Here is a 22,371-nt window from a genome sequence, read left to right as displayed (position 1 = left end):
CCGGCACTTCAATTCATCCATCCGGCGCGAACGCGGGATCGGGGGGCGCCGGGGGTGCCGTCAGGGGGTCGCGCTCTGACGGCACACACTCGGGAGCATCACCGTGTCCACCCTCACGTCCACACTCGCCATCCGCGTTGACGACGCCGGGCTCGCCTCAAGGCTCCGCGCCGACGCCGAGGCCCTGAAGAAGTTCGGCGCGTCCGCCAGCCAGATCAAGGCAACGGCGGGTGGGGCCGATCTACTCAAGCAGTTCGGCCAGCTCCAGGCCGCGGCCGGGAAGCTCGATGGGTTCGCCGCTGCGTCCAGAGGCCTCGACGGCCTCGGCGCCCGTCTCCGGGCCGCCCGTGACGAGGTCTGCAAGACGGCTCGCGCCCTGGTGGCGGCCGAGCGCAAGGCCGCGTTCTTCGACAGGTCCAAGGCCTCCGGGTCCAGCAACTATCCGGGCTTCGTCGGGTCCGGCGCCATCGCGGAGGCCGCGGCCGGCCTCAAGGCCGCGCGCCGTGCGAACGCCGCCGCGATCCGGGCCGCGGCCGGCGTCGAGAGCGCCTTCACGAAACAGCGCATCGCGGTCCGCGGAGCCGGCCGGGAGCTGGAGCGCGCCGGCACGCCCTTAGCGGACATCTCCAAGGCGCAGCGCAAGGTGCAAGCCGACATCGAGGCCGTCACGGTCGCGGTCCGTCGCCAGGTCGCCGCCCACGAGGCGTCCGGCACCGCCGCCGCAGCCTCCGGGATCGAGGCATCGCGGAGGGCCAAGGCTCAACTCCGGGCCACGGTCGCGGCCGGCCGTCAGGCCCGCGCGGATCGGGAGCACGCCGAGGCCACCGAGGCCTCGCGCCGGGCGAACGCCGGCCGGGACCTGGCGCGCGGCATGGGCGGCGCCGGCCGCCGGCAGTCGTCCGACATCGAGGGCAGCCGACGGATGACGGAGGGCATGTCGCGCCCCGCCCGTCAGACCCGCGCCCGTGCTGATGGGGAGGCCCTGGCCGAGGCCAGGGCGCACGCCGAGGCCGAGCGGGAACGCGACCGTCATGTCCGCCGTAACGGAGTCCTGCACGCCGCCAGCGCCGGGGCCGCCGGCTATGTCGGCGTGCATGGCGTATCTCACGGGATCGGCCACAGCGTCCGGGCCGGCGCACGTCTCCAGCACGAGCGCGTCATGCTCCAGAACGCCGGGCGCACCCCAGCGGAGATGAAGGAGATCGAGGAGCACTCTGAGCGGACCAGCCGGGCTGTGCCGCACGCTACCTTCGAGGAAAACCTGAAGGTCGTGAACGAGACCGTCGGCGCCTTCGGCGACCTCCACCACGCCCTTGAGAACTTGACCTTCGTCCAGAAGGCCACGGCTGTCGTGCACGCGGCGGCCGGCGGCAAGATCACCGACAGCGCCGGGGAGATGGGCAACAAGACGGCCCGGTTCTTCGAGATGCGGGGCACGGCCGGCAACACCGCCGTGTTCCAGCGCGAGGCCGGCGAGATGGTCCGGGCGATGGCCTTCTCCGGTGGCAACTTCAACCCGGCGGAGATGCTCAACTTCGGCCAGCAGGCCAAGGCGGCCCTGCCGCTCTACAGCGAGCGGTTCCTGACGAAGATCGCCCCCTCCATGGTGACGGAGTTCGGCGGCGATCGGGCGGGCACGGCGGCCAACGCCTTCAGGTCGGTCATCATGGGCCGGGCGAACGACCAGAAGCAGGCCGAGGCCTGGGTCGACGCCGGGTTGCTCGACAAGAAGCAGGCCCGCATCAAGGGCGGGCACGTCGTCTCATGGAACGCCGGGGCGGTGAAGGACACCAACAAGGCCCTGTCGGACCCCCTGGAGTGGGCGGAGACCGTCCTGATCCCGGCCCTCCAGAAAAAGGGGGTCAACACCGACGACAAACTGGAGCTGTCGAAGGCCCTCGGCACCATGTTCCGCAACAGCAACTCGAACCTGTTCGCGGAGGCCCTCACCCAGCAGATGAGCCGCACCCGGCTTCACAAGGATGAGGCCAACATCAACCAGTCCGACACGATGGCGGGCATGTACGCTCGCAACCTCTCCAAGGACGCCACCGAGGGCTACAAGGCCCTCAAGGCCGGCATGGAGAACCTCATCTCCACCGCCTCGTCGCCGCTCATGGAGAGCGCGGCCGGCGGCATGAAGCGGCTTGCAGGCGGGCTCCAAGACCTCGCCGTCATGGCGAAGGATCACCCGAGCCTCGCGGTGGCCGGTGGCGGGGCTGTCGCGGCCGGCGGTCTCGCCGGGGCGGGGCTCCTCTCCTACAAGCTCATGACCGGGTTCGGCCTGGGGACGTCCGCCACGGCCCTGACGGCCTCGGCCGCCTCCCTCGACGCGGCGGCCGTGGCCCTCGCCGGCAAGGGCGCCGTCGGGACCGCGGCGACGGTCGCCGCCCCGGCGGCAGCGGCGACGGCCGGCGCGGGCCTGAGCCTCGGCCTGGGAGGCGTCACGGTCGCCGCCGGGGCGATCTACGGGGCCATCGCGGACGCGCTGACCCCCGGCACGAACGGGGGCATCATCGGCGCCATCCAGGGGAAAGAAAGCTCCCTCGCGCAGTCCATGCGGGTCATGCGTCAGGAGCGCGAGCGGTCCCGCGGGACCTTCGAAGGCAAGGGGTCCCTGCCCCCCGGCCGGGCCGGGATGCCGGCGCCCGCCCCCGTGCGTCTCCCGGGCCTCGACGGCCGGCCGGCGCCGGCCGCGATCCCCGCGACCATCGCCCCGAAGGTCGAGGCGGGGGGCCTCGACGGCCTGCACGCTCGCGCCGACGAGCTGCGCGCCAGCCTCGAAAAGGCCGGCGCGACGACCGTCGCACCGCAGGCGGATAGCTCGGGGCTGTCCTCCACGTTGTCGGTGGCGAAGGACCTGTTGGCGACCCTCCAGGCGATCCCCGGGGCCATCTCCAGCGCCTCCAACGCCAACGCCCTCGCCGGCATCCGGGCCCGGGCGAATGCCGGCTCATCGTTCAGCGATGGGATCACGGCAGGCCCATGAGCGACAACCGAATGGAGGCCTTGGAGAGGGCCGTGGGGCACCTCGCCGAGCAACTCATCGCCCTGGCCCGGGTGACGACGGCGCAGGCCGTCGTATGCCGCGCCGTTGTCGACATGGTCGGTCGGCCCGGCGCGTCCGTCGAGGACGTGCGGGACCACGCCGTAGAGATGGGGGACATCATGGACGCGGAGATCGGCGCCGCCGTCCGGACAATCCTTGCCGACGCCCCGGCCGGCGCCGGGACCCTGCAATGATGCCGCCTCGTCCCGTGTTCCTGTACCGGCCGGACGGCCGGGTCGACCACGCCGCGATGACCGCCGCCGCCAACAAGGCAGTCAACGCGGCGCGGCGCGAGCGGCTGCGCGCCGAGGCCGCGGCCATCGCGGCTTCGGCCGTGAAGGCGCTCCAGGGGCAGGTGCAGCCGGCGTTCCAGCCGCCGTCTGGCCGGCTATGGAAGGTCGACGCGGAGGCGAGGATCATCGTGGGCCCGAAGGGCGGGATCGGGACGACGCCGATCATCGTCAAGACGCTGGAAGCCCTCTCGGCACCGGGCCGGCACCTAGAGGAAGTAGTCGCCGCCGCCGGCGGCTGGCGCGACGTGGCGCACCTCCGCGAAGCCCTGGCAGGCATCGCGCCGAAGCTCGCCGTGATCGGGCTCCGGCTGGATCGGCGCAAGGCTGGGGTCCGGATCACTAAGGCGAAGCCGTAGGCTTCGCTCGCCGCAAAGCGCCGCCTGTCCCTAATCCGCCCCAGCAGGTGCGCGGTGACACGTCCAGAATGGAAGTGGCTCCCCATATTAGTTTCAGACAGAGAGAAACGGACCTGATCTCAGGTCAGTCGCTGTAAAGGAGCTTATAGAAAGCCATGATGACCCGTATCGCCACCGCCACCGCCGCTCTTGTCCTTGGCGTTGCTTCGATCTCGTCCGCCATGGCCGCCGAGCGTCCGACCTCCCGCTACACCTCATTCGGGTCTGAGGTCGAGACCACCGGCTCGCTCTACGCCCCCTCTCGTGTGCCGGCCTATGGCGGTTGCCCGATGAGTTCGGCCGCCGAGGGCAACGCCAACCAGCAGAACTTCCCCGTGATGCAGTACGGCCAGACCTCGGGCGGAAACCGCTGCTAATCCAGTTCCCAGAGGCAGTCTCATGGTCCTAAAGGGGTTCTCATACGCCATGGCCGCAGCGTTTGCCGGCGGCCTGGCCTTCACCATCATCGGTGCGTCCCAGGCGATGATCGGCTCGTAAGGCTCGCTCGGACAGCATCACAGTACGGCATGACGGCGGGGCGAAAGCCTCGTCGTTTCTCGTGTTGGCTGGGACGCGCAGTGATCCCTAAGCGCCCCGCTACACTCTAAACCCATTGACCGTATCGATACCAACTATCGATCTTATCTGTTTGAATGATGGTGCAGTGCGAAGCATATTCCTTTCATGAAACGGGGCAGGCCCCGTCCCACCAGAGGAATTGACCATGACCGTCCGTACTTTCGTCCTTGCCGCCTTGGCGTCCGTCACCCTGGCGGGCACTGCACTGGCTGATGACCGGATCAACGTCACGCCGACGCTCTACCGCGAGCTGGCTCGCGCGACCGCGGCGGTGCGCCCGGCCTCCGAGCTGACGACCACGCCCTCGTTGACCCCGCGGGCGCCCACGGCCCGGCGCATTGTCGCTGACGCATCGGCCCGCTAGGCCGGCCTCACGCCTTTCGATGATAGGTCATCCAGTTACGATACAGCGGCGGGGCGAAAGCTCCGCCGCTCTCGCGTTGCCCTATGCGGCTCACTCCGAAGCGGGAGCGCCAAGGAGCGGCAGTATCTCTTGGCACGTCGCCGCCATAGCATCGTCGGCACGCACACCATCGATCCCACCGTCGAGGCAGAGGACCGCGACGTGGCCTCCGATCTCATCGTCCACCTCGTACAGGCCGAGGACGTTTTCGGTCGTCTGGATCTGATCGGGCGTCCGGATGACACGAGCCTTCTTCCCGCGATCCAGCCGTCCATGCTTCAACGCCGCGGCAGTATCCCGGATCGCGGCGTACCCGGGACACCGATCGGCGATCTGGTCACGAAACGCATCGTCTCCCTTCAGGGATGCGACAGCGGGATGACCGACCAGACGCAGATGCGTGAACAGGATGCCAACCAACGCATCGAGCGTCAGGACCGCGTTGACGACGGCGAGGAGATCAGCCGGCCGGTCCTCAACGGCCTCGATGTTCGGGCGGACCACAGTCTCGAAAAACACGCTGGGATTCATTGTTGATCTCGGCGGCGATGGGTTGGGCGCAGGCGCTTGGGTAGAGCTCCGCGACCGGCTTGGTACAACCCAAGAGATCGCCATCGCATTATCGCTCTTGGGCGAACGCCGGGTCTTCGACTCCGGCCTTCAGCGCCAAGGGCATCCTGCTAACGGGAGTCAACTTGTCGCATAGGAGAGGCACACACCACTCTCAGCAAACGCTACCAAATTCTCCAGTTGTTGATACGCATACCTCGGTTAATAACTGGTGGAGACGTAGACTATGTACAGGAAACCTGCATACGAAGAGAACAAAACGGAACCAGAAATGCTACTAGATCAAGTCATCGCCCTAAAGAACGCTTGGCAGGAACACGAACTGAAGCACAGAAAACTGCCGGATATGGAGGGAGAAAAATCAGATAACGAAGGTGGAATGCTGTCTGATTATGCCGAAGGACTTACATCGAGGATTGTGAACTTCATCCCAGAAGATGACAGGGGCCTCGACATGAAGCTTCGCTGCGTGGTCCTGCTGAACTCAATGCATCAGACAACTTTTCAAGATCGCATCGATGAATGTGATCAAATGCATGGCGAAATTGCGTGGAGCATAGTCCGCGATCTCGCCAATGCCCGCTTGAACCTCGCCGACGGCGGATTGCCGCCCCGGTTCACAGGAACGCCGTAAGCTGGATCACGACCCGCGCCCCGGCGCCGCATGTCCCATGGTGGCGCCGTTTGGCCGGCTGACCTACACCGCCTCCATGACCAACCACGGCCAGCGCTCCGACGACTTCATGGCCGTGGTGATGGAGAACGTGGAGTTGCGCCAACAGCTCGCCGACGCCCAGGACCAGTGCATCGAGTTGGCGGTCGACGGCGGCGAGTTGCACGCGGAGATCGAAGCCTTGCGGGCCCAGCTCGCCGCGGTAGAGCGCGAGCGGGACGCCTGGCGCGCGGAGGCCGAACGGACCCGGCGCACAGGTTGAAAACGGGAGAGGCAGATGGGGTTGTCGGGCGGGCTCGGGTACGATCCTGAGCACAACAGGCGCATCGAAGAAGCCGTGCGGAAGGGCTGGAATGAGACGTGGTGGGGGCAGATAGCCATTAGCCTCATCAGCGGCGTCGCAGGCGGCCTTATCGTGCACTACTTCGGCGGATGAACCACTGGGGAAAACCGTCTCGCAGATTTTGTCCCTGACGGCTCGCGGGGTATTTGGATGACGCGCGATGCAGATTCCGGCTCCGGCCCCGCACACTTCGCGTCCCCGCTGCTCCGGGCTTTGGCGAGAACGACGAGCGGGTGAAGGGCAGGGGCCGCCGTAGGGCCGCCCCTGCCCACCGCCGCTGAGAGGCCATAGCCAACGTGCTACCGCCCCTGAGCCAACAGCTAATGCCCCTGCTGCGGGACCGGCTGCTGTGCCTGCTGGGCGTTACGCTTCGCCAAGGCGCGGCCAGCGACACAGCCACCGACTGCACCGACGACGCCGTGCCCTGCGTAGTGGCCCGCGACCCCGCCCACGATGGCGCCCTTGATGCACCCCTTAGCTTCGGCCTGACCGGCCATTGCAATGGAAAGAACGGCGAGCGTCCCGATGGCTGCGATCCGCATAATGACCTCCGAACCTCTCCCCGCAGCGCGGGGCTGTATTCAGCGGAGATGGACATTCGGTCTGGTCGGCAGAAGACGTCTGATCCTGCCCACAGATCAAAAAATCGGGATTGGCCTTCAGATCGTGGTGTGAGGCCCCTGGAGCTTGGGCCGCGATCTCTCGATCACGACTGCCCCGCCGCCCGATCCGATCACGGGCCGGCGGGGAGGGTCGTCCATCTCACGCTGAGCCGGTACGCAACTTGGCTCAACCGCAGAATGCCGGTTGCCGGGTTAGCCTCAGCTCAACGGCTCAGCCGGCGTTGATCCCGATACGAGAAATCAGCCGTAGACGCCAAGAAACAGGTCTCCCACGGCTCGGCGCCGATGCAGGGTCGCGTGCCGCCTACGGCCGTGCTCAAGCCCATCGTGGAGGATATGGCAGCGCTGACACCATGCTGCGAGGTCGCTTGGACCGTTCTCGGACGTGTCGTGGTTCCGGTGTCCCGTCGCCAGATACACCCGGGTCCGGCGGACAACCGCGGCCACCTCGCTCGCCGTCGGCTGCGCCTTGAGCGCCCGGCCGGCGCCGTCGCGCCATCGGCCGGCCGCCGTATCCCACCACCGGCCATCGCCCAGGTGCAGGACGACCTTGGCGTGCGGCCGGCCGCATTGCTCGCACGCCCCCTTGGCGCGCGCGAAGCGGATCACGTCCGAGAACTGCGGCCAGTCGATCGGGTGGAAGAAGCGGTGCTCGGGCTTGATCGGCATGGGCTCGGCGGTCCTTGACGCGCAACGGTGCTATGGCTTGATCGTCCAGACAAGGCAGAACGTCCGTTCCCTACTCGTTTCAGAAACTCGTATTGTCAGCTTCCAATTACCGATGAGACAAGACCGGGCGATTCGGTCGAGCTGATACCAGATCGCCCACTTTGATATAAGGAAGGATGACGGCGAGATTGCGCCGGATCCTTGAAACAGGTCTGCGGGGGGTTCGATTGTCACAGTATAAAATGGTCACGGTGCTTCCCACCGACGCGCAAATTAAACGTGTTTTTGACGCCTTAGAAAAAGCAATGGGCACTCAAGCCCAGTATAGCTTCGTTTCATTGGGGGGCACACTTACACGTGATGATGAATTATTTAAAAGATTCATTCGGGCAAATAGCTCAGCCCTGAACAGCGCTTCAATAAATAACTCTGCTGGTGTTACTGTTTCATTTACGCCGCGTTCTATTCCAGGGCCACAGGGATACGACACCCCCCACCCATATTATTCAGTTTTTTCCACCAATGTTGCTGATCAAGATCGCCCGTCAGATAGTGTATTAGCAGATATACAGCTGGTTCTTGCCGTGCAGCTTACTAAGGAAAAGCTTCTGCCCGGCCATTTGAGCGGAGATGATGAAAGCGATACCGCGTCACAGAGTGCCCTCCTAAGTGCAGTACAGCGCTCGGCAGCAGATCAAATTGCTCGCACTGATGAGCTTATGGCTCGATTGACTGAGCAGTTTGTGGAACGGCAGGCATCCTTAGAGCGCCTCTATGTTGATAAAGCTGCTCATCTTGAGCAGCTTCATATCGAAAAAAATCTTAAATTGGACGAATCCCGCGAACAGCAAGAAAATGATATCAGTCAGCAACGAGATACATTAAACCAAGATAGAAAGGCCCTTGATGATCGAAGTAATACTCATGCTCGTCGTGCTATCCGCGGCGAATTGATTATGACCGTTCAGGAACGGCAGCGAAACTTCGCGATCTCCAAGGACACTATGGCGCTACGCCGTCCAATTCACTTGATTTTTCTCGTTTTGTTGGCAGCTAGTTTCGGGGGTACGCTTTGGTCGTTGTATGTCTGGGGTACAGCTGGCAACGACAGCTGGGGTGCCGTCACTGTCACCAGTGCCATCAAGACTGCAGTATTTTCATTTAGCTTCCTAACGACTGCGGGGCTTTATATCTCTTGGATGAACCGCTGGTTCGACAAACATGCCGAGGTGCAATTTCAAACTAAGCAATTTGAAATCGACTTCAATCGAGCAACCTGGGCGGTTGAAGCAGCACTTGAGTGGAAGGGCTTGCAAAGCGAACAAATGCCTGATGCACTACTTTCTGGCATCACCAAGCACCTTTTTGACGCCCGATCTGAAGAAGCCACCAATTATTCGCCATTGGAAGCGCTTGCCACAAGCATACTTGGCTCTGCTTCTAATTTAAAACTCAATATGGGTGGCACCCAACTGGATCTTGATCGCAAGGGAATTGCTAAGCTCAAGAGCGCCGAATAGGCTTCCGCTGCGCTCTCTCCAAAGATACAAAACTTCTAGTGCTCAGTACTATAGCAAGATTCACTTTTCCCCTAAGTTGATGGTGTAAATTCTAGGGATTATATACGTGAGCAAAGCCCTTGGAATAACGTTTCATTCTTCGTGCATATTCCCGGTGCACGGTAGCGCATGCTGTACGGCTACGCTCGCGCTTCCACAGACTACCAGAACCTCGCCGCGCAGGTCGAGCGCCTGACCGCCGAGGGCTGCACCAGGGTCTACAGGGAGACCGCTAGCGGCTCCCGTGCCGATCGAGCTGCGTTGATGCGCAATCGACACCCTCGCCTCTGGGGACGTCCTAATCGTTACCCGCCTCGATCGCCTCGCCCGATCGACTCGCGACCTCCTGAACGTATTGGAAGAGATCACGCGGCGCGGCGCAGGCTTCCGCTCCCTGGCGGATGCCTGGGCCGACACCACCACGCCTCACGGGCGGCTCATCGTGACGATCCTTGGTGGGTTGGCCGAGTTCGAACGCGAGCTGATCCGGGCGCGCACGGGAGAGGGACTCAAATGCGCCCTGGAACGCGGCGTGCGCTCCGGACCAAAGCCGAAGCTCACGCACCATCAGCAGCGGGAAGCCTTGGCGCGGGAGGCGGTCAGTGAGAGCTGCGTTGAGATCGGCCGGAGCTACAAAATTGGCCACAGCACCATGCTCTCAGCTCAAGGCCGCCCTGTAGCATCCGGGCGGCGCAGAACGGCTCCGGAGGCGCTGGCATTAGGCATGAGCGATCGGCAGTTCGGCCACCTGAGTCGTATAACGCGGCGTCCGCATCTCGAATTTCGTGTTCCACGTCCGCTGGGGGCAAATCCCCGCCATGCATGCCCACCGATTGCGGGCATCGCCTCTATCAAATCCTCAAGTTGCGCTATCCTGCATAGCGAATCACTTGGAGGAAGATGCGTGGCGCAGTTCGATTACATCCCAATCTTGCGCTGGAAGGAGGGGGAGAAAAACGCAATCCGCGCTCTCGACGCAGCGGTGAAAGCTAACATACAGCCGATGTTCGTGCTCGAGCCTGAGCAGTTCAAGGTTAGGAAGGCAACGAAGAAGAGTGTCGCAATTCCATCTGCCGATCATTTCGTTGCGCAGGTTGCATCAATATGGGGAACTGGTGCATTCTACCTCGATGCCAGCGGGATATCTGCGCCTGCCGGTACACAGCACCCGATCTTAGCCATTGCGGCGGCAGCTCGGGCCCAAGGGCTGTTCCTAATCCCCGCAATTTTTCTTGGCGCGCCGGCTTCATACGCATCCGCTGTGGCGACAATTATTCAGCAGGACCAGCATGGGGTCGCTTTGCGCATCGACCTTCAAGAACTTACGTCAGCGTCAACTTGGGCCGGGACTTGGCCTTACTCACTCAGTGAGACTGACCTGATCGCAGATTTCGGCGACGATATCGGCTCGGTAACGAAACTTGGCACCGTCGTTCAGACGGTGTTCCAGCAACTGCACGCTGGTCCGCAGTGGCGGACCGTCACGATAGCCGGCACTTCGATGCCCGCCAATTTTGCTGGGATTCAGCAGGGCCTCTACACTGTCACCATGGAAACCCTAGACCTCTGGAGAGTGCTGCACCCGATCGTGCCTTACCGTCTAGACTACGGGGACTATGCGACCCCGCCGTTGGGTGTTATTCCGCCTGGAATTAGGTGGGGATACCCCATCAATGTTCGTTATACTCTGAACGGTCAGTACTTGATCTGCAAGGGGGTGAAGACGACTGGCGCTGGTGCCGTCGATGCAGGGGTGCAACTGACCGGCCATGCCAAATCCATTGTCGGGTACCTGAACCGGAGTCCGCTGACTGGGTGCTGGGCTGACGACGAAATCGACGCCATAGCTGCGGGCGCTTCTCCGCAGGGGTTGCTCCACTGGGTGAAGATTGGAGTGAACCGGCACCTTACGCTGCTGCGCCGCATCATTCCCTAGCCAACCCAACCGCGCTTTTAGCGCTGCACGGACCTCGTCGCGTAGCACGTCCATGGGCAGCTCTGCGGCGAGCCGGCGCACCAAGATCTCAGCCGGCCGGGATCGGAAGCCCCGCGCGAGACCATGCCGATCGAGCAGTTCCAATGCCTCAGCCCGCCAGAGGAGGCGTGCTATCTGAACGGGCTGCGCTGATGGATTGCGCTGAGTTAGTCGCTCATCACCTAAGCTCACGCCTGCACTGGCGGACCCAGTAGCTAGCATCAACCCCCACCAATTGGGAACAACTGCGGAAGCTTTCACCGCGTGCTTCTCAGCGACCACCAGCGTCACTCGGTCGAACACCTGGCTATAGAGCGCCGCTTGCACCGGTAAGCGGTCCAGGGTGTCACGCTCACTCTTCAATTCGAAGCCGTGAAGTTCACCGTTGATGACAGCGATGTCGACGCGCACTGACCCCGCCCAGATCCCCATCTCTTGTACGACACGCGTGCTTGCATCGCCGGCGTGACGCTGGTCCAGGTAGGCCATGACGGCGCATCTGACATCGCGATCACGCACGGTCGACTATCCCCTCCCGAGCCGCTGCCATTTCGTGGCGTTCCATTCCACAACGATCGTGCCATGGTATGTCTCCCGAGTCCTGGGATTGCTAGGTGGGCAACCGTCACGACGTGATGCGGCGCACGTTGGCCACGGGATAGGATGGACAGCGGATGAAGCCTCGCCGGGCGTGCGCTTACACGCTTCCATGGCCGATGAGCGTGCAGGGCGAGGCCGTCAGCGACGTCGATCCGTGGTGATGACGCCGGCTTTGCTGTAGCGCCACGGCCGGTCGCCTGGCGCCTCGCATCAGGTTCGGGCGACGCCGAGCTGCGCGGCCTGGATCAGCGCGAGGCTGTCGCTCGTTGCCTCGGGCAGCGTCACCGTGGTGGAGACCGAGCGCATCGGGTCGCCCCGGTCATGGGTCGAGGTGTGGTAGAAGACCGTGAGCTGATCGGTGCCGAGCCCCTCGCGCCGGAGCTTCTCGCCCAGGCGCGTCGCGTGTGCAGCCACCGCCTGTTCGACCGTCCCCCGGTCCTCGACGCGGCGGGAGAATGAGCGCGTCACGGCGCAGCCCTTGCGCTGGGCCGGCACCAGCTCGAGGGGAAGACACGACACGCTGCGCAGCTCATGGATGATGCGCTCGCCGACGACCGTCATCGCCTTCCGCACCGGGCGCGGATCGAGGTCGCGCAGGTCCGCCACCGTGTCGACGCCCATGGCCTCGACTTTGGCGGCTGAGGCGCGTCCTATGTGCACGATGACGTCGACAGGCATGTGTGCACGCTGCCCTTCACAAATGCTCGTGTCCGCTGAAACGAGTGAGCCCGCCTGGCGCGACACCAGACGGGCTCAAATTTCGTCCCATCCCGGTCTCAGACCGGCAACCGCAGCCCCTGGTAGGGCGGAAGCGCGCTCCGCGGCAGCGCGCCATACGATCAGATGGGACTTTCCCTCTTTACAGCACATCAGCGACTAATATCAATCCCCGCATGTAAGGCAGCTGGGGGGCGTAGCTTCTCGACGTCATGCGACAGGTTGAATACCTACGGCGACTTGCACGAGTAGGTGAGCATATTACGTCCGTCGAGCATCCGCTGGCCGGATGCTCATGGCATCCTCCACCGATCCGAGCCCTTCACCCCTATTTGATCTGCCCAGCCCTCGCGCCGAGCAATCTCTACGGCGACGCGGCTCCAGAAGCGAACTTCAGTGCCGCGACGGGCGGCCCGTTCCATCCGGGCCTGCTCGCGCGCGACGCGGTAGGCCAAAGGGCCGTGAACCGTGAGGAGGTCGGTTGCCTTGCCGGCGACCTCGCGTCGGAAATCTGCGGGCCGCAGACGGTCGCGCAGCCAGCGCCAGAACCTCATCGTCAGCAGCCTCGATCACCGGTCAAGACACAAAATCAGTGGGTGTTTCCTCAAACTGCTCGACAACCGTTGCGCGCACAATCCATCCTCTCGTGAAAGGGAGGATGCTCAATGATTCGTGCGCTCACGCTGGCCCTGGTCGGGGCCGGGGCTTTCTTTGTTGCGTCGGCCGTAACCGCCTCGACGGCATCCGCGACGCCCGGCATGGTCACGGCGAGCGGTTGCCACAGCCGTCCCCGGCATTGCCACAGCCGCAGCGAGCTGCGCCGAAACAAGAGAGGCCGCCTCTATGTCCCTGGTGCGTTTAGCAGCGGCCATAAGCGCAAGCATCGTCGCCACCGTCGCCAGTAGCGCGCTCGCAGCCGAACCAATCGTTGGCCGCGCCAGCGTCACCGATGGCGACACGGTGGTGATCCGCGACACTCGCATCCGCCTCCACGGCATCGACGCACCCGAGAGCGCGCAGACCTGCCAGGACGCAGCGGGTAAGGACTACCGCTGCGGCCAAGCCGCGGCGCTGGCCTTATCCGACCGAATCGGCCAATCGCCGATCTCATGCGAGCCGCGGGATACCGACCGTTATGGCCGGACCGTCGCCGTCTGCCGCAAGGGAGCCGAAGACCTGAACGCCTGGATGGTCTCGCAGGGGCACGCCATCGCCTATCGTCGGTACTCGACCGACTACGTGTCAGCCGAGACCGCCGCCAAGGCGGCCAAGCGCGGTATCTGGGCCGGCACGTTCCAAGAGCCCACGGATTACCGGAAGGCGAAGCGCTCGGGGGGAGACAATCCCGCGCCGGCAGCCGCGGTGGCTGGCGGCTGCGCCATCAAAGGCAACATATCGGCGAAGGGCGACAAAATTTACCACATGCCCGGCACCCGCAATTATGAACGGACCCGGATAAAGGAATCGGACGGCGAGCGCATGTTCTGCACGGAGGCCGAGGCACAGGCCGCCGGCTGGCGGGCACCTCGGGGATGATATCTTGTCCAGTGCGCATGTATCGACTGAATTGATATCAGGGGCGGGATACAGGAATGACTTTTGAAATAAAAATTCCTTTTAAGCCGAGCGACCATAAACTTAGAATCGAACTTGGAGCTTCGGTTATAATTGTAGGGCCGAACGGAGGAGGTAAATCTAGGCTTGCGGCACACATCGAAAGAGAGTTGGGAAGCAGCTCTCATCGAATATCGGCGCAACGTGTCCTAGCTCTTAAACCCGACGTTGCTAAAATTAGCGGTAGAGTGGCCATATCTAAACTAAGGACTGGAGTCGACCAAGAGAATGTAAATTTGCGAAGGGCGAACCGATGGATGAACGGTGACACGCTCACATTGTTGAATGATTTTGACTATTTGATTCAGGTACTGTTTGCTGATCAGTCAAAAGTTTCATTGCAAACACATAAAGAATTCAAGAACGGTGGTTTGCAGGTCGCCGCTGACACTATGTTCGAAAAACTGGAGCGTATATGGAATGATCTTATTCCACATCGCAGGCTAGAAATTAAGGGCGACGACATTGTCGTATACCCACGTGATAGTGAAATTTGGTACAGTGCATCGCGGTTAAGTGATGGCGAAAGGAGTATGTTTTATATTATTGGTCAGGTACTCGTTGCCCAGGAACGCTCGGTCCTAATATTTGATGAACCGGAGCTCCACCTTCATAAGTCAATAATGGGAAAACTGTGGGATCACCTCGAAACGGCGCGCCCAGATTGTGCTTTCGTGCTCATAACGCACGATCTCGATTTTGCAGCGTCACGCGCTGGCAAAAAGTTTGTTATCTCATCATATGAGCCCGGAAATGGCTGGGACCTGGATGAGGTTCCACAAGATACCGGCTTCACTGAAGAGGTCACTACGATTATATTAGGAAGCAGGCGTCCAATATTATTCGTTGAGGGGGCTGAAACCAGTCTCGATAAAATGATATATCGAGCATGCTTTCCCGGATGGACGATAATATCGCAGCAATCTTGCGGGCATGTGATACATGCTGTTTCGGTGATGCGCAATAATCATAAATTCACGAGGATTAATTGTAGAGGTATAGTTGACGCGGACGATCACGACCCGGCTTATCTGCTTGATCGAGGAGTCGCAGTCTTGCCCGTTTCAGAAATCGAAAATTTACTACTCTTGCCTGAGGTTTCTAGGGCCATTCTGATCTACGAGGGATATGTCGGGGTAAATCTGGAGTTACAGCTCGAGCGTTTAATGAATGCAGTATTCGCGAGGGCAACTGAGAAGGGAGCGATTGATAGAGTTGTCGCAACTCATTGCAAGAGGAGAGTCGATCGACTCATCAAGAATATCGACTGGGCAGGGGCGCTAACCATAGAACAGATATCAAGTGGATTTGAGCATCATATTAAAACAATCGATATTAATTCTATTGGCTTGCAAATACGCCAGAAGATAGAAGCATCAATAGCTGATAGAGATTTAAAAGGGTTCTTGTCTGTGTATGATGATAAGGGGCTGCTGACGATCGCTGCAACTCATCTGAAAAATACGAACCAGAACTCCTTTAAAGATTGGCTCGGAAGAGTGCTGAGCAATAACGCAGTTCCATCAATTACCACAGCTATACAACAAGTTTTGCCAGTTATATAAAATCCTTGAACTCAAAGCGAGGGCCTTCTCGGCCCTTGAATAAAGATTAGTCAGGCGGCGAGCGTGTAGGCGGTGGGCTCGATCTTTCGGACGGGCGCGACCAGGCGGGGAAGGGGGCGCAGCGGAGCCCAGCGCAGCGGGGCCGGTCCCAGGTCGTTCGCCGGGAGTAGGCTTTGCAGCACGGTCGGCGACGTTGGTTCGCTGACTCAGCGTGCCCGGAGGTGCTCCGTATCCGATCGGCTCGTCAACGGCATCCGGGCGGACATCACTGCGAATATTCGCAGTGAGCCCGAGTCCCGCACCTATCAGGACCGCCAAGGCAACGTCACGCAGATGCGGAACGCCGCCATCGGCCGGCGTCTGGCCGAGGCACCCGATCCCCAGCTGTCTGCCGACCACACCCCTCTCGCAGACACCCCTGCCCAGGCAGAGCCGATGAACGCGATCCTGCGCTCAGTTGGGGCAACTTGCCGCCGCCACCAGACGAATTTCGGTCGAGCTGTTTCACGCACCGCTGGAACGGGTGAGGAAGCGGTTCTGTGCAGACCGACCCTATCGCGTGCTTCCCCGGTGCAACCCCAGTTCAGAACGGGGAAGCACCAAATTTGCAATCGCCTCTAAGTCATTAAGAAGAAAGGAAATTTGGTGAGCGCGTTGGGGTTCGAACCCAAGACCTACAGATTAAAAGTCCGTTGCTCTACCAGCTGAGCTACGCGCTCGCGTCCGTGGCGGGGGCTTCGGAGCCGAGTCCGTCGGGAGGCGACGCCCGCAATAGGGGCTCGACGGGTGGGGGTCAACCGCGCCAAACCGCCTTCGCGTGGGACAGCGGCCGGGATGCGATGGACGGGACCGGAGGCGGAGATCGGACGGACGGGGCGTGGCGCGGGTTCGCGCGCCGGTTCGGCTTGTCCGTGGCCGGGTTCGGTCTCGCGGCGGCCGGGTTCATCGCCGCGCTCGACCCCTACGGCCTGCGTGTCGGGCCGGGCCGGGTGCCGGGACCGCTGATGGATGGCAACCAGCGCTTCATGTATCCGCAGGTCGCCCGCAGCGGCCTTTATGACGCGGCGGTGTTCGGCTCCTCCACGGCGCGGCTCCTCGATCCGGACCAGCTCGGGCCCGTGCTCGGCGGGCGGTTCGCCAACCTCGCCATGAACGCCGCGACCCCGTTCGAGCAGGCCGCCATCGCCCGCCTCTTCCTGCGCTATGGGACGCCGAAATCCGTGGTGTTCGGCCTCGACGCCAACTGGTGCGCGGCCGAGGCGGACACGAAGCGCCTCACCTTCCGGCCGTTCCCGGCCTGGCTCTATGCCGAGGGGACCCCATGGGGATTCCTGCGGCAGGTCAACGGGCAGAGTCTCGCCACCGCCGTCCGGGTGGTTCTGCACGCCTGGACCGGCCTGTCGGCGCGGCTGCGGGCGGACGGCTACGCCGTCTTCACGCCGCCCGAGGCGACCTATGACGCCGCGCGCGCCGCCGCCCACATCCACGGGGGCGGCGCGGCGATGCCCGAGGCGGCTCCGGCCGATCCACCCGTCGATCCCGTGGACGCGCCGATGCCGGCGCTGGCCTGGCTCGACGACCTCCTGGCGCGGATGCCGCCGGAGACTCGGCGAATCGTCGCCTTCATGCCGGTCCACGTGGCGGCGCAAGGAGCGCCCGGCACACCGAAGGGCGCGCGCGAGGCCGCCTGCAAGGCGCGGGTGGCCGAGATCGGCGCCCGGCGCGGGGCGCGCGTGGTGGACTTTCGCCTTCCCTCGCCGGTGACGACCCAGGACACGAATTACTGGGACGCCCTGCACTACCGGCTGCCCATCGCCGCGCGCATCGTCACCGCCCTCGGGACGGCCGCCGCCACGGGGGCGGACGATCCGGACGGCTTCTATCGGGTGCTAGCGCGGCCCTGAGGCAATCCCGACCAGATCCCGGGGGCGGTCTGAGGGGTTCACCTCACCGGGTCCGGTTGTGAGAGCGGCTACGACGCCGCGCGCTCGGCCTCGGCCTTGGCCCAGGTCTCCCGGGTCTCGCCGCAGAAATCGGCGAGGCGCCCGTGCGCGATGGCGCTGCGCATCCCGGCCATGAGGTCCTGATAGTAGGATAGGTTGTTCCAGGTCAGCAGCATCATCCCCAGAATCTCGTCCGTGCGCACGAGGTGGTGGAGGTAGGCGCGGCTGTAGTCCCGCGCCGCCGGGCACGACGCGGTCTCGTCGAGCGGCCGGGAGTCCTCGCCGTGGCGGGCGTTGCGCAGGTTGATCCGGCCGTGGCGGGTATAAGCGAGGCCGTGGCGCCCGGCCCGGGTCGGCATCACGCAATCGAACATGTCGATGCCGCGCGACACCGAGCGCATGAGGTCGTCGGGCGTGCCGACTCCCATGAGGTAGCGCGGCCTGGTCTCGGGCAGGTGCGGCGCCACCGTCTCGATCATCGCCAGCATCACCGCCTGCGGCTCGCCGACCGCGAGGCCGCCGATGGCGTAGCCCTTGAGGTCGAGATCCACCAGCGCGCGGGCGCTCTCCACCCGCAGGGCCGGAACGTCGCCGCCCTGGACGATGCCGAACATCGCCTTCCCGGGCTGCTCGCCGAACCGGACCCGGCAGCGTTCGGCCCAACGGAGCGAGAGGTGCATGGCCTTCTCAATGGTCGCGTGTTCGGCGGGCAGGCGCACGCACTCGTCCAGCTGCATCTGGATGTCAGAGCCGAGCAGGCCCTGGATCTCGATGGAGCGCTCCGGGCTCATGTGATGGGCCGACCCATCGACGTGCGAGCGGAAGGTGACGCCCTGCTCGTCGAGCTTTCGCAAGGCCGAGAGCGACATCACCTGGAAGCCGCCGGAATCCGTGAGGATCGGGTGCGGCCAGTTCATGAAATGGTGGAGGCCGCCGAGCCGCGCCATGCGCTCGGGGCCGGGGCGCAGCATGAGATGGTAGGTGTTGCCGAGCACCACGTCGGCGCCGAGGTCGCGGACCTGGCCGGGATACATCGCCTTCACGGTGGCGGCCGTGCCGACGGGCATGAAGGCCGGCGTACGGATGACGCCGCGCGGCATCGCGATGGCGCCGGTGCGGGCGGCGCCGTCGGTGGCGTCCACCCGGAAGGTGAAGTCTTTGGGGAGGGTGGACGTTGCTGGATCGGACATCGGCGCTCCTTAGCACCGGATCGGCCGGGTGGGCAGGCGCGGCGGTGGTGCCGAGGGACCGCCCTAACGTCCGGCCGGAAACAGCAGGCTCGAATCCCCGTACGAGTAGAACCGGTACCCGCCGGCGATCGCGTGGGCGTAGGCCGCCCGCATGGTCTCGAGGCCCGAGAACGCCGAGACCAGCATGAACAGGGTCGAGCGCGGCAGGTGAAAATTGGTCATCAGGGCGTCGACGGATCGGATGGGCGTGCCCGGGGTGATGAAGATTTCCGTCGGGCCGGAGAACGCATGCAGGTGCCCGTCCGCGTCGGCGGCGCTCTCGAGGAGGCGCAGGGCCGTGGTGCCCACCGCCACGATGCGCCCGCCCGCCGCGCGGGTCCGGTTGAGGGCGTCCGCCGTCTCCGCCGTCAGGGTGCCGACTTCGGCGTGCATGCGGTGGTCGTCGGTATCCTCGGCCTTCACGGGCAGGAACGTGCCCGCCCCCACATGCAGGGTCACCGTGTGGCGGCGGATACCGGCGGCATCGAGATCGGCAAGGATCGGGTCCGAAAAATGAAGTCCGGCCGTGGGCGCGGCCACTGCGCCGGGCTGGTCGGCATAGACCGTCTGATAGTCGGTGGCGTCCCGCGCGTCGGTGGGGCGCTTGCCGGCGATGTAGGGCGGCAGCGGCAGGTCGCCCGTGGCGGCGATGGCGGCATCGAGGGCCGGACCGGAGAGGTCGAAGCGCAGGGTGATCTCACCGGCGTCGCCCTTGCGCGCGATGGTCGCGTCGAGCCCGCCGCAGTCGCGTGGGTCGCTCGTCCCGTGGCGGCCGAACACCACCCGGTCGCCGGGGGTGAGGCGCTTGGCGGGCCGGGCGAAGGCGCGCCAGGTATCGGCCGCCTCACGCAGATGGAGCATCGCCTCCATCCGCAGGCCCGGGGCGCCGGGACGCTGGCGGATGCCGTGGAGGCGGGCGGGGATCACGCGGGTGTCGTTGAACACCAGGGCGTCGCCGGCCCGCAGGAGGCCCGGCAGGTCGCGCACCGCCCGGTCGGCAAACGCTTCGCCCGGCCGCACCAGGAGCAGGCGGCCCGCATCGCGGGGGGTCGGGGGCCGCAGGGCGATGTTCGCCTCCGGCAGCTCGAAATCGAACAGATCGACGCGCATGGGGCGCCAACAGCACGGTTTGCCCCGGGGGATCAATGGCCTCCCGTTTCGTGGGGCGGGAACCGGCGGGCGGCGCACCGGTTCATCCCTGCAACCCGCGCGCGAACGGGGCGGGTGCGAGCAGGAGCAGATCCCCGCATGGCCTGGTACGCGTTGCGCCCCCGCGATCCCGCCGATCCGCGTTGGCCCCTCCCCGACAGCCCGAGCATCAGCCTGAAGGCCGATGATCCGCAGGCCGCCCGGGACAAGTTCAGCGCGGCCTATCCGAGCCGCCCGTTCGGCACACCGGGTTCGCCCGTGGCCGATGCCGGAGACGCGGGATTCCGCGACGATCCCGACGCGCTCCTCGTCGAGGCCACGTCGGAGCCGCCGAGCCCACCATCCACCTGAGTCCGGAGATCGATCCGGCCCCTTGCGCCGTCCTGGGAGTCAACGCGATGCCGACGTCTTCCTCGAAACCCAACGTCCCACCCCGGCGCACGACCCTGGATGCCCAGCTTCTCACCTATTGGGAGCGTGAGGCGCGGCGCCTCGAGGCCCTGGCGGCCGGGGCCAGCTGGGGCTGGGTCGCCCGGCGCTACGCCCGCAAGGCCGAGCGTGCCCGGGCGCAGGCCGCCCGCAGCGCCGCCCGCGAGGCTGCGCGGGATCGATCTCACGAGACCGTGCTTCCCGAGGCCGCGAACGAGGACACGGCGCCGACGGCGTGAGGGACGGCGGCATAGCCGGGCCTCAATCGTTCAGCGGCGGGTTCAACCTTTGCCGTGGCCTTGCGGGGCGCCGGGCCGCTAAAGGCGGGCTCGATCGGACCTCGGGACCTCGTCATGGACCGCACCCAGAAAGCCGCCCTGACGAGCGCCGGCATCGGCACCCTCGTCACGGGCCTGAAGTTCGCGGCCTTTGCGCTGACGGGCAGCCTCGCCCTGTATTCGGATGCCCTGGAGAGCATCATCAACGTGGTGGCGGCGGCCTTCGCCTTCGTGGCCCTGCGGGTAGCCGCGCGCCCGGCGGATGAGGACCACCCCTACGGACACCACAAGGCCGAGTATTTCTCCGCCGTCATCGAGGGGGCGCTCATCATCGCGGCGGCGATGCTGATCCTGCGCGAATCCTTCCACGGCATCCTCGACCCGAGGCCCCTCGACGCCCCGTTGCTGGGGCTGGCCGTCAACGGCGTCGCGACGGCGATCAACGGCGTGTGGGCGGTCTATCTCCTCGGGCGCGGCAAGGCCTGGCGCTCCCCGGCCCTGGTGGCCGATGCCCGCCATGTCATGGCCGACGTGGTCACCTCGCTCGGCGTCCTCGTCGGCCTCGGCCTCGTCCTCCTGACCGGCGCGGTGGTCCTCGACCCCGTCATCGCCGGGCTCGTCGCCCTCAACATCCTGTGGTCGGGCTGGACCATGGTGCGCGACTCCGTGAGCGGTCTCCTCGATCGGGCGGCCCCGGTGGAGATGGTGACCCAGATTCGTGAACTCATCTCCATCCACGGCGAGGGCGCCCTGGAGGCCCACGACGTGCGCACCCGCCACGCGGGTCAGGCCACCTTCATCGATTTCCACCTCGTGGTGCCGGGCGAGATGACCGTGCGGGATTCCCACGAGATCTGCGACCGCCTGGAAACCGCCATCGAGGGCGCCGTCGAGGGCGCCGTCGTGGTCATCCACGTGGAGCCGGCCGAACAGGCTAAGGGGCGCGGCGTGCCGGTGGTCTAACCGCGGGTTTCGGTGGCGCCGAAGATCGCCTCGAACCGCGCCCGCAACTGCATGTCCACCTCCGGCAGGGTCACGAGGTGGCCGAGATCCACGAGGCTGGTGACGCCGTGGCCGGTGATGCCGCACGGCACGATGCCGGAGAAATGCGTGAGGTCCGGCTCCACGTTGAGGCTGATGCCGTGGAAGCTCACCCAGCGCCGGACCCGGATGCCGATGGCCGCGATCTTGTCCTCGACCGCCTCGCCGTTCACGTGCCCCTTCTCGGGACGCCGGACCCAGACGCCGACGCGGTCCTCCCGGCGCTCGCCCCGGACGTTGAAGGCCTCCAGGGTGGCGATGATCCAGGCCTCCAGGGCGGCCACGTAGGCCCGCAGGTCCGTGCGCCGGCGGTTGAGGTCGAGCATCAGGTAGGCCACCCGCTGGCCGGGCCCATGATAGGTGTACTGCCCGCCCCGGCCGCTGCGATGGACGGGAAACCGCTCCGGATCGACGAGGTCGGCCGCCTGCGCCGATGTGCCGGCCGTGTAGAGCGACGGGTGCTCGAGGAGCCAGACGCACTCCTTCGCTCGCCCTGCGGCGATGTCGGCCGCCCGCGTCTCCATGATGGCCACGGCGTGCGTGTAGGGGACGAGCCCGTCGCTGATCCGCCATTCGATGGGCGGCGAGCCGGGCGCCGCGAAAAAGTCCCCCGATGGGACGGCGAGGCGCGGGGTGGTTCGGGTTTCGTTTACCAAGACTTCACCATCGCGCATG

General features: G+C 64.6%; 21 protein-coding genes, 1 tRNA gene and 5 pseudogenes. 18 read left to right on the top strand and 9 right to left on the bottom strand.

The features are described from left to right. Nucleotides 1-103: 103 nt before the first annotated feature. The 8 genes from MKK49_RS18385 to MKK49_RS18350 all read left to right on the top strand — a co-directional run bounded on the left by MKK49_RS18385 (nt 104) and on the right by MKK49_RS18350 (nt 6,224). A complete protein-coding gene (locus MKK49_RS18385) occupies nt 104-2,989 on the top strand; it encodes a hypothetical protein (RefSeq protein ID WP_244031102.1) in 2,886 nt (961 codons plus the stop codon). Then, complete coding sequence (locus MKK49_RS18380) at nt 2,986-3,243, top strand: hypothetical protein (RefSeq protein ID WP_244031100.1); 258 nt, start codon at nt 2,986-2,988, stop codon at nt 3,241-3,243. Before MKK49_RS18385 ends, MKK49_RS18380 begins: the two co-directional genes overlap by 4 nt. Then, nucleotides 3,240-3,698, top strand: a complete 459-nt coding sequence (locus MKK49_RS18375; protein WP_244031098.1) for a hypothetical protein — start codon at nt 3,240-3,242, stop codon at nt 3,696-3,698. Before MKK49_RS18380 ends, MKK49_RS18375 begins: the two co-directional genes overlap by 4 nt. Before the next feature lie 155 nt (nt 3,699-3,853). Then, nucleotides 3,854-4,114, top strand: a complete 261-nt coding sequence (locus tag MKK49_RS18370; RefSeq protein WP_238227616.1) for a hypothetical protein — start codon at nt 3,854-3,856, stop codon at nt 4,112-4,114. Nucleotides 4,115-4,461: 347 nt separating this feature from the next. Next, on the top strand, nt 4,462-4,680 hold the full coding sequence (locus tag MKK49_RS18365; protein ID WP_244031095.1) for a hypothetical protein: 219 nt from the start codon (nt 4,462-4,464) through the stop codon (nt 4,678-4,680). A 129-nt stretch (nt 4,681-4,809) separates the two neighbouring features. Further along, complete coding sequence (locus MKK49_RS18360) at nt 4,810-5,256, top strand: hypothetical protein (RefSeq protein ID WP_244031093.1); 447 nt, start codon at nt 4,810-4,812, stop codon at nt 5,254-5,256. Between the two features lie 259 nt (nt 5,257-5,515). Next, entirely contained in the window at nt 5,516-5,923 is a 408-nt protein-coding gene (locus MKK49_RS18355) for a hypothetical protein (protein ID WP_244031092.1), read from the top strand. Nucleotides 5,924-5,960: 37 nt separating this feature from the next. Beyond that, a complete protein-coding gene (locus MKK49_RS18350) occupies nt 5,961-6,224 on the top strand; it encodes a hypothetical protein (protein ID WP_313899186.1) in 264 nt (87 codons plus the stop codon). Between the two features lie 401 nt (nt 6,225-6,625). Here MKK49_RS18350 and MKK49_RS18345 read toward each other — a convergent pair whose 3' ends face one another. Together MKK49_RS18345 and MKK49_RS18340 are read right to left on the bottom strand one after the other, a co-directional pair. Continuing rightward, nucleotides 6,626-6,847: a hypothetical protein gene (locus MKK49_RS18345; protein WP_244031091.1), complete on the bottom strand. Its 222-nt coding sequence runs from the start codon at nt 6,845-6,847 to the stop codon at nt 6,626-6,628. 321 nt (nt 6,848-7,168) lie between these two features. Then, the gene (locus tag MKK49_RS18340) at nt 7,169-7,597 is read right to left on the bottom strand and encodes a hypothetical protein (RefSeq protein WP_244031090.1); all 429 of its coding nucleotides are present in this window, start codon (nt 7,595-7,597) and stop codon (nt 7,169-7,171) included. A gap of 251 nt (nt 7,598-7,848) precedes the next feature. Here MKK49_RS18340 and MKK49_RS18335 point away from each other — a divergent pair, with 251 nt between their 5' ends. The 3 genes and pseudogenes from MKK49_RS18335 to MKK49_RS24555 all read left to right on the top strand — a co-directional run. Further along, nucleotides 7,849-9,117 (top strand): hypothetical protein, encoded by a 1,269-nt coding sequence (locus tag MKK49_RS18335; RefSeq protein ID WP_244031088.1) that lies wholly within the window; start codon nt 7,849-7,851, stop codon nt 9,115-9,117. Nucleotides 9,118-9,285: 168 nt separating this feature from the next. Further along, nucleotides 9,286-9,366 (top strand): annotated as a pseudogene (locus MKK49_RS24560) (recombinase family protein); the annotation flags it as partial. A gap of 61 nt (nt 9,367-9,427) precedes the next feature. Then, a pseudogene (locus tag MKK49_RS24555) lies at nt 9,428-9,631 on the top strand (recombinase family protein); the annotation flags it as partial. A gap of 243 nt (nt 9,632-9,874) precedes the next feature. On the opposite strand, the pseudogene MKK49_RS18325 reads toward MKK49_RS24555, so the two are convergent. Further along, nucleotides 9,875-9,958: pseudogene (locus tag MKK49_RS18325) on the bottom strand (DUF4113 domain-containing protein); the annotation flags it as partial. A gap of 102 nt (nt 9,959-10,060) precedes the next feature. Here MKK49_RS18325 and MKK49_RS18320 point away from each other — a divergent pair. Beyond that, entirely contained in the window at nt 10,061-11,092 is a 1,032-nt protein-coding gene (locus tag MKK49_RS18320) for a beta family protein (protein ID WP_244031283.1), read from the top strand. A 21-nt stretch (nt 11,093-11,113) separates the two neighbouring features. On the opposite strand, the pseudogene MKK49_RS24840 reads toward MKK49_RS18320, so the two are convergent. Both MKK49_RS24840 and MKK49_RS18315 read right to left on the bottom strand, forming a co-directional pair. Beyond that, nucleotides 11,114-11,650: pseudogene (locus tag MKK49_RS24840) on the bottom strand (sce7726 family protein); the annotation flags it as partial. A 231-nt stretch (nt 11,651-11,881) separates the two neighbouring features. Continuing rightward, nucleotides 11,882-12,385: pseudogene (locus tag MKK49_RS18315) on the bottom strand (Y-family DNA polymerase); the annotation flags it as partial. Nucleotides 12,386-13,291: 906 nt separating this feature from the next. Here MKK49_RS18315 and MKK49_RS18310 point away from each other — a divergent pair. Together MKK49_RS18310 and MKK49_RS18305 are read left to right on the top strand one after the other, a co-directional pair. Further along, on the top strand, nt 13,292-13,984 hold the full coding sequence (locus MKK49_RS18310) for a thermonuclease family protein (RefSeq protein ID WP_244031086.1): 693 nt from the start codon (nt 13,292-13,294) through the stop codon (nt 13,982-13,984). Nucleotides 13,985-14,040: 56 nt separating this feature from the next. Further along, nucleotides 14,041-15,627 (top strand): AAA family ATPase, encoded by a 1,587-nt coding sequence (locus MKK49_RS18305; RefSeq protein ID WP_244031084.1) that lies wholly within the window; start codon nt 14,041-14,043, stop codon nt 15,625-15,627. Nucleotides 15,628-16,270: 643 nt separating this feature from the next. Here the strand turns inward: MKK49_RS18305 and MKK49_RS18300 are convergent. Then, nucleotides 16,271-16,346, bottom strand: a tRNA-Lys gene (locus tag MKK49_RS18300). 120 nt (nt 16,347-16,466) lie between these two features. On the opposite strand from MKK49_RS18300, the gene MKK49_RS18295 reads away from it, so the two are divergent. Then, complete coding sequence (locus tag MKK49_RS18295) at nt 16,467-17,531, top strand: hypothetical protein (RefSeq protein WP_244031082.1); 1,065 nt, start codon at nt 16,467-16,469, stop codon at nt 17,529-17,531. A gap of 68 nt (nt 17,532-17,599) precedes the next feature. Here the strand turns inward: MKK49_RS18295 and tgt are convergent, their stop codons facing one another. Then, complete coding sequence (tgt, locus tag MKK49_RS18290; RefSeq protein ID WP_244031080.1) at nt 17,600-18,760, bottom strand: tRNA guanosine(34) transglycosylase Tgt; 1,161 nt, start codon at nt 18,758-18,760, stop codon at nt 17,600-17,602. Nucleotides 18,761-18,823: 63 nt separating this feature from the next. Continuing rightward, nucleotides 18,824-19,909: a tRNA preQ1(34) S-adenosylmethionine ribosyltransferase-isomerase QueA gene (gene queA / locus MKK49_RS18285; RefSeq protein ID WP_244031077.1), complete on the bottom strand. Its 1,086-nt coding sequence runs from the start codon at nt 19,907-19,909 to the stop codon at nt 18,824-18,826. 138 nt (nt 19,910-20,047) lie between these two features. Here queA and MKK49_RS18280 point away from each other — a divergent pair, with 138 nt between their 5' ends. The 3 genes from MKK49_RS18280 to MKK49_RS18270 all read left to right on the top strand — a co-directional run bounded on the left by MKK49_RS18280 (nt 20,048) and on the right by MKK49_RS18270 (nt 21,618). Beyond that, a complete protein-coding gene (locus MKK49_RS18280; protein WP_244031076.1) occupies nt 20,048-20,299 on the top strand; it encodes a hypothetical protein in 252 nt (83 codons plus the stop codon). Between the two features lie 47 nt (nt 20,300-20,346). After that, nucleotides 20,347-20,616: a hypothetical protein gene (locus tag MKK49_RS18275; protein WP_244031074.1), complete on the top strand. Its 270-nt coding sequence runs from the start codon at nt 20,347-20,349 to the stop codon at nt 20,614-20,616. Between the two features lie 114 nt (nt 20,617-20,730). Further along, nucleotides 20,731-21,618, top strand: a complete 888-nt coding sequence (locus tag MKK49_RS18270) for a cation diffusion facilitator family transporter (RefSeq protein WP_244031072.1) — start codon at nt 20,731-20,733, stop codon at nt 21,616-21,618. Here the strand turns inward: MKK49_RS18270 and lipB are convergent. Continuing rightward, nucleotides 21,615-22,370, bottom strand: a complete 756-nt coding sequence (gene lipB / locus MKK49_RS18265) for a lipoyl(octanoyl) transferase LipB (protein ID WP_409565097.1) — start codon at nt 22,368-22,370, stop codon at nt 21,615-21,617. The genes MKK49_RS18270 and lipB overlap by 4 nt on opposite strands. Nucleotide 22,371: the final 1 nt, after the last annotated feature.

The organism is Methylobacterium sp. J-090 (genome assembly GCF_022829345.1).
GTDB lineage: Bacteria > Pseudomonadota > Alphaproteobacteria > Rhizobiales > Beijerinckiaceae > Methylobacterium.
This window is presented reverse-complemented; position numbering and strand designations above follow the sequence as displayed.

Coding starts and splice junctions, on each gene's coding strand:
- MKK49_RS18345 (WP_244031091.1), bottom strand. CDS start 6,847: ATGCGGATCGCAGCCATCGGGACGCTCGCCGTTCTTTCCATTGCAATG.
- MKK49_RS18375 (WP_244031098.1), top strand. CDS start 3,240: ATGATGCCGCCTCGTCCCGTGTTCCTGTACCGGCCGGACGGCCGGGTC.
- tgt (WP_244031080.1), bottom strand. CDS start 18,760: ATGTCCGATCCAGCAACGTCCACCCTCCCCAAAGACTTCACCTTCCGG.
- MKK49_RS18350 (WP_313899186.1), top strand. CDS start 5,961: ATGGTGGCGCCGTTTGGCCGGCTGACCTACACCGCCTCCATGACCAAC.
- MKK49_RS18340 (WP_244031090.1), bottom strand. CDS start 7,597: ATGCCGATCAAGCCCGAGCACCGCTTCTTCCACCCGATCGACTGGCCG.
- MKK49_RS18380 (WP_244031100.1), top strand. CDS start 2,986: ATGAGCGACAACCGAATGGAGGCCTTGGAGAGGGCCGTGGGGCACCTC.
- MKK49_RS18365 (WP_244031095.1), top strand. CDS start 4,462: ATGACCGTCCGTACTTTCGTCCTTGCCGCCTTGGCGTCCGTCACCCTG.
- MKK49_RS18270 (WP_244031072.1), top strand. CDS start 20,731: ATGGACCGCACCCAGAAAGCCGCCCTGACGAGCGCCGGCATCGGCACC.
- MKK49_RS18275 (WP_244031074.1), top strand. CDS start 20,347: ATGCCGACGTCTTCCTCGAAACCCAACGTCCCACCCCGGCGCACGACC.
- MKK49_RS18355 (WP_244031092.1), top strand. CDS start 5,516: ATGTACAGGAAACCTGCATACGAAGAGAACAAAACGGAACCAGAAATG.
- MKK49_RS18305 (WP_244031084.1), top strand. CDS start 14,041: ATGACTTTTGAAATAAAAATTCCTTTTAAGCCGAGCGACCATAAACTT.
- queA (WP_244031077.1), bottom strand. CDS start 19,909: ATGCGCGTCGATCTGTTCGATTTCGAGCTGCCGGAGGCGAACATCGCC.
- MKK49_RS18295 (WP_244031082.1), top strand. CDS start 16,467: ATGGACGGGACCGGAGGCGGAGATCGGACGGACGGGGCGTGGCGCGGG.
- MKK49_RS18310 (WP_244031086.1), top strand. CDS start 13,292: ATGTCCCTGGTGCGTTTAGCAGCGGCCATAAGCGCAAGCATCGTCGCC.
- MKK49_RS18370 (WP_238227616.1), top strand. CDS start 3,854: ATGATGACCCGTATCGCCACCGCCACCGCCGCTCTTGTCCTTGGCGTT.
- MKK49_RS18280 (WP_244031076.1), top strand. CDS start 20,048: ATGGCCTGGTACGCGTTGCGCCCCCGCGATCCCGCCGATCCGCGTTGG.
- lipB (WP_409565097.1), bottom strand. CDS start 22,370: ATGCGCGATGGTGAAGTCTTGGTAAACGAAACCCGAACCACCCCGCGC.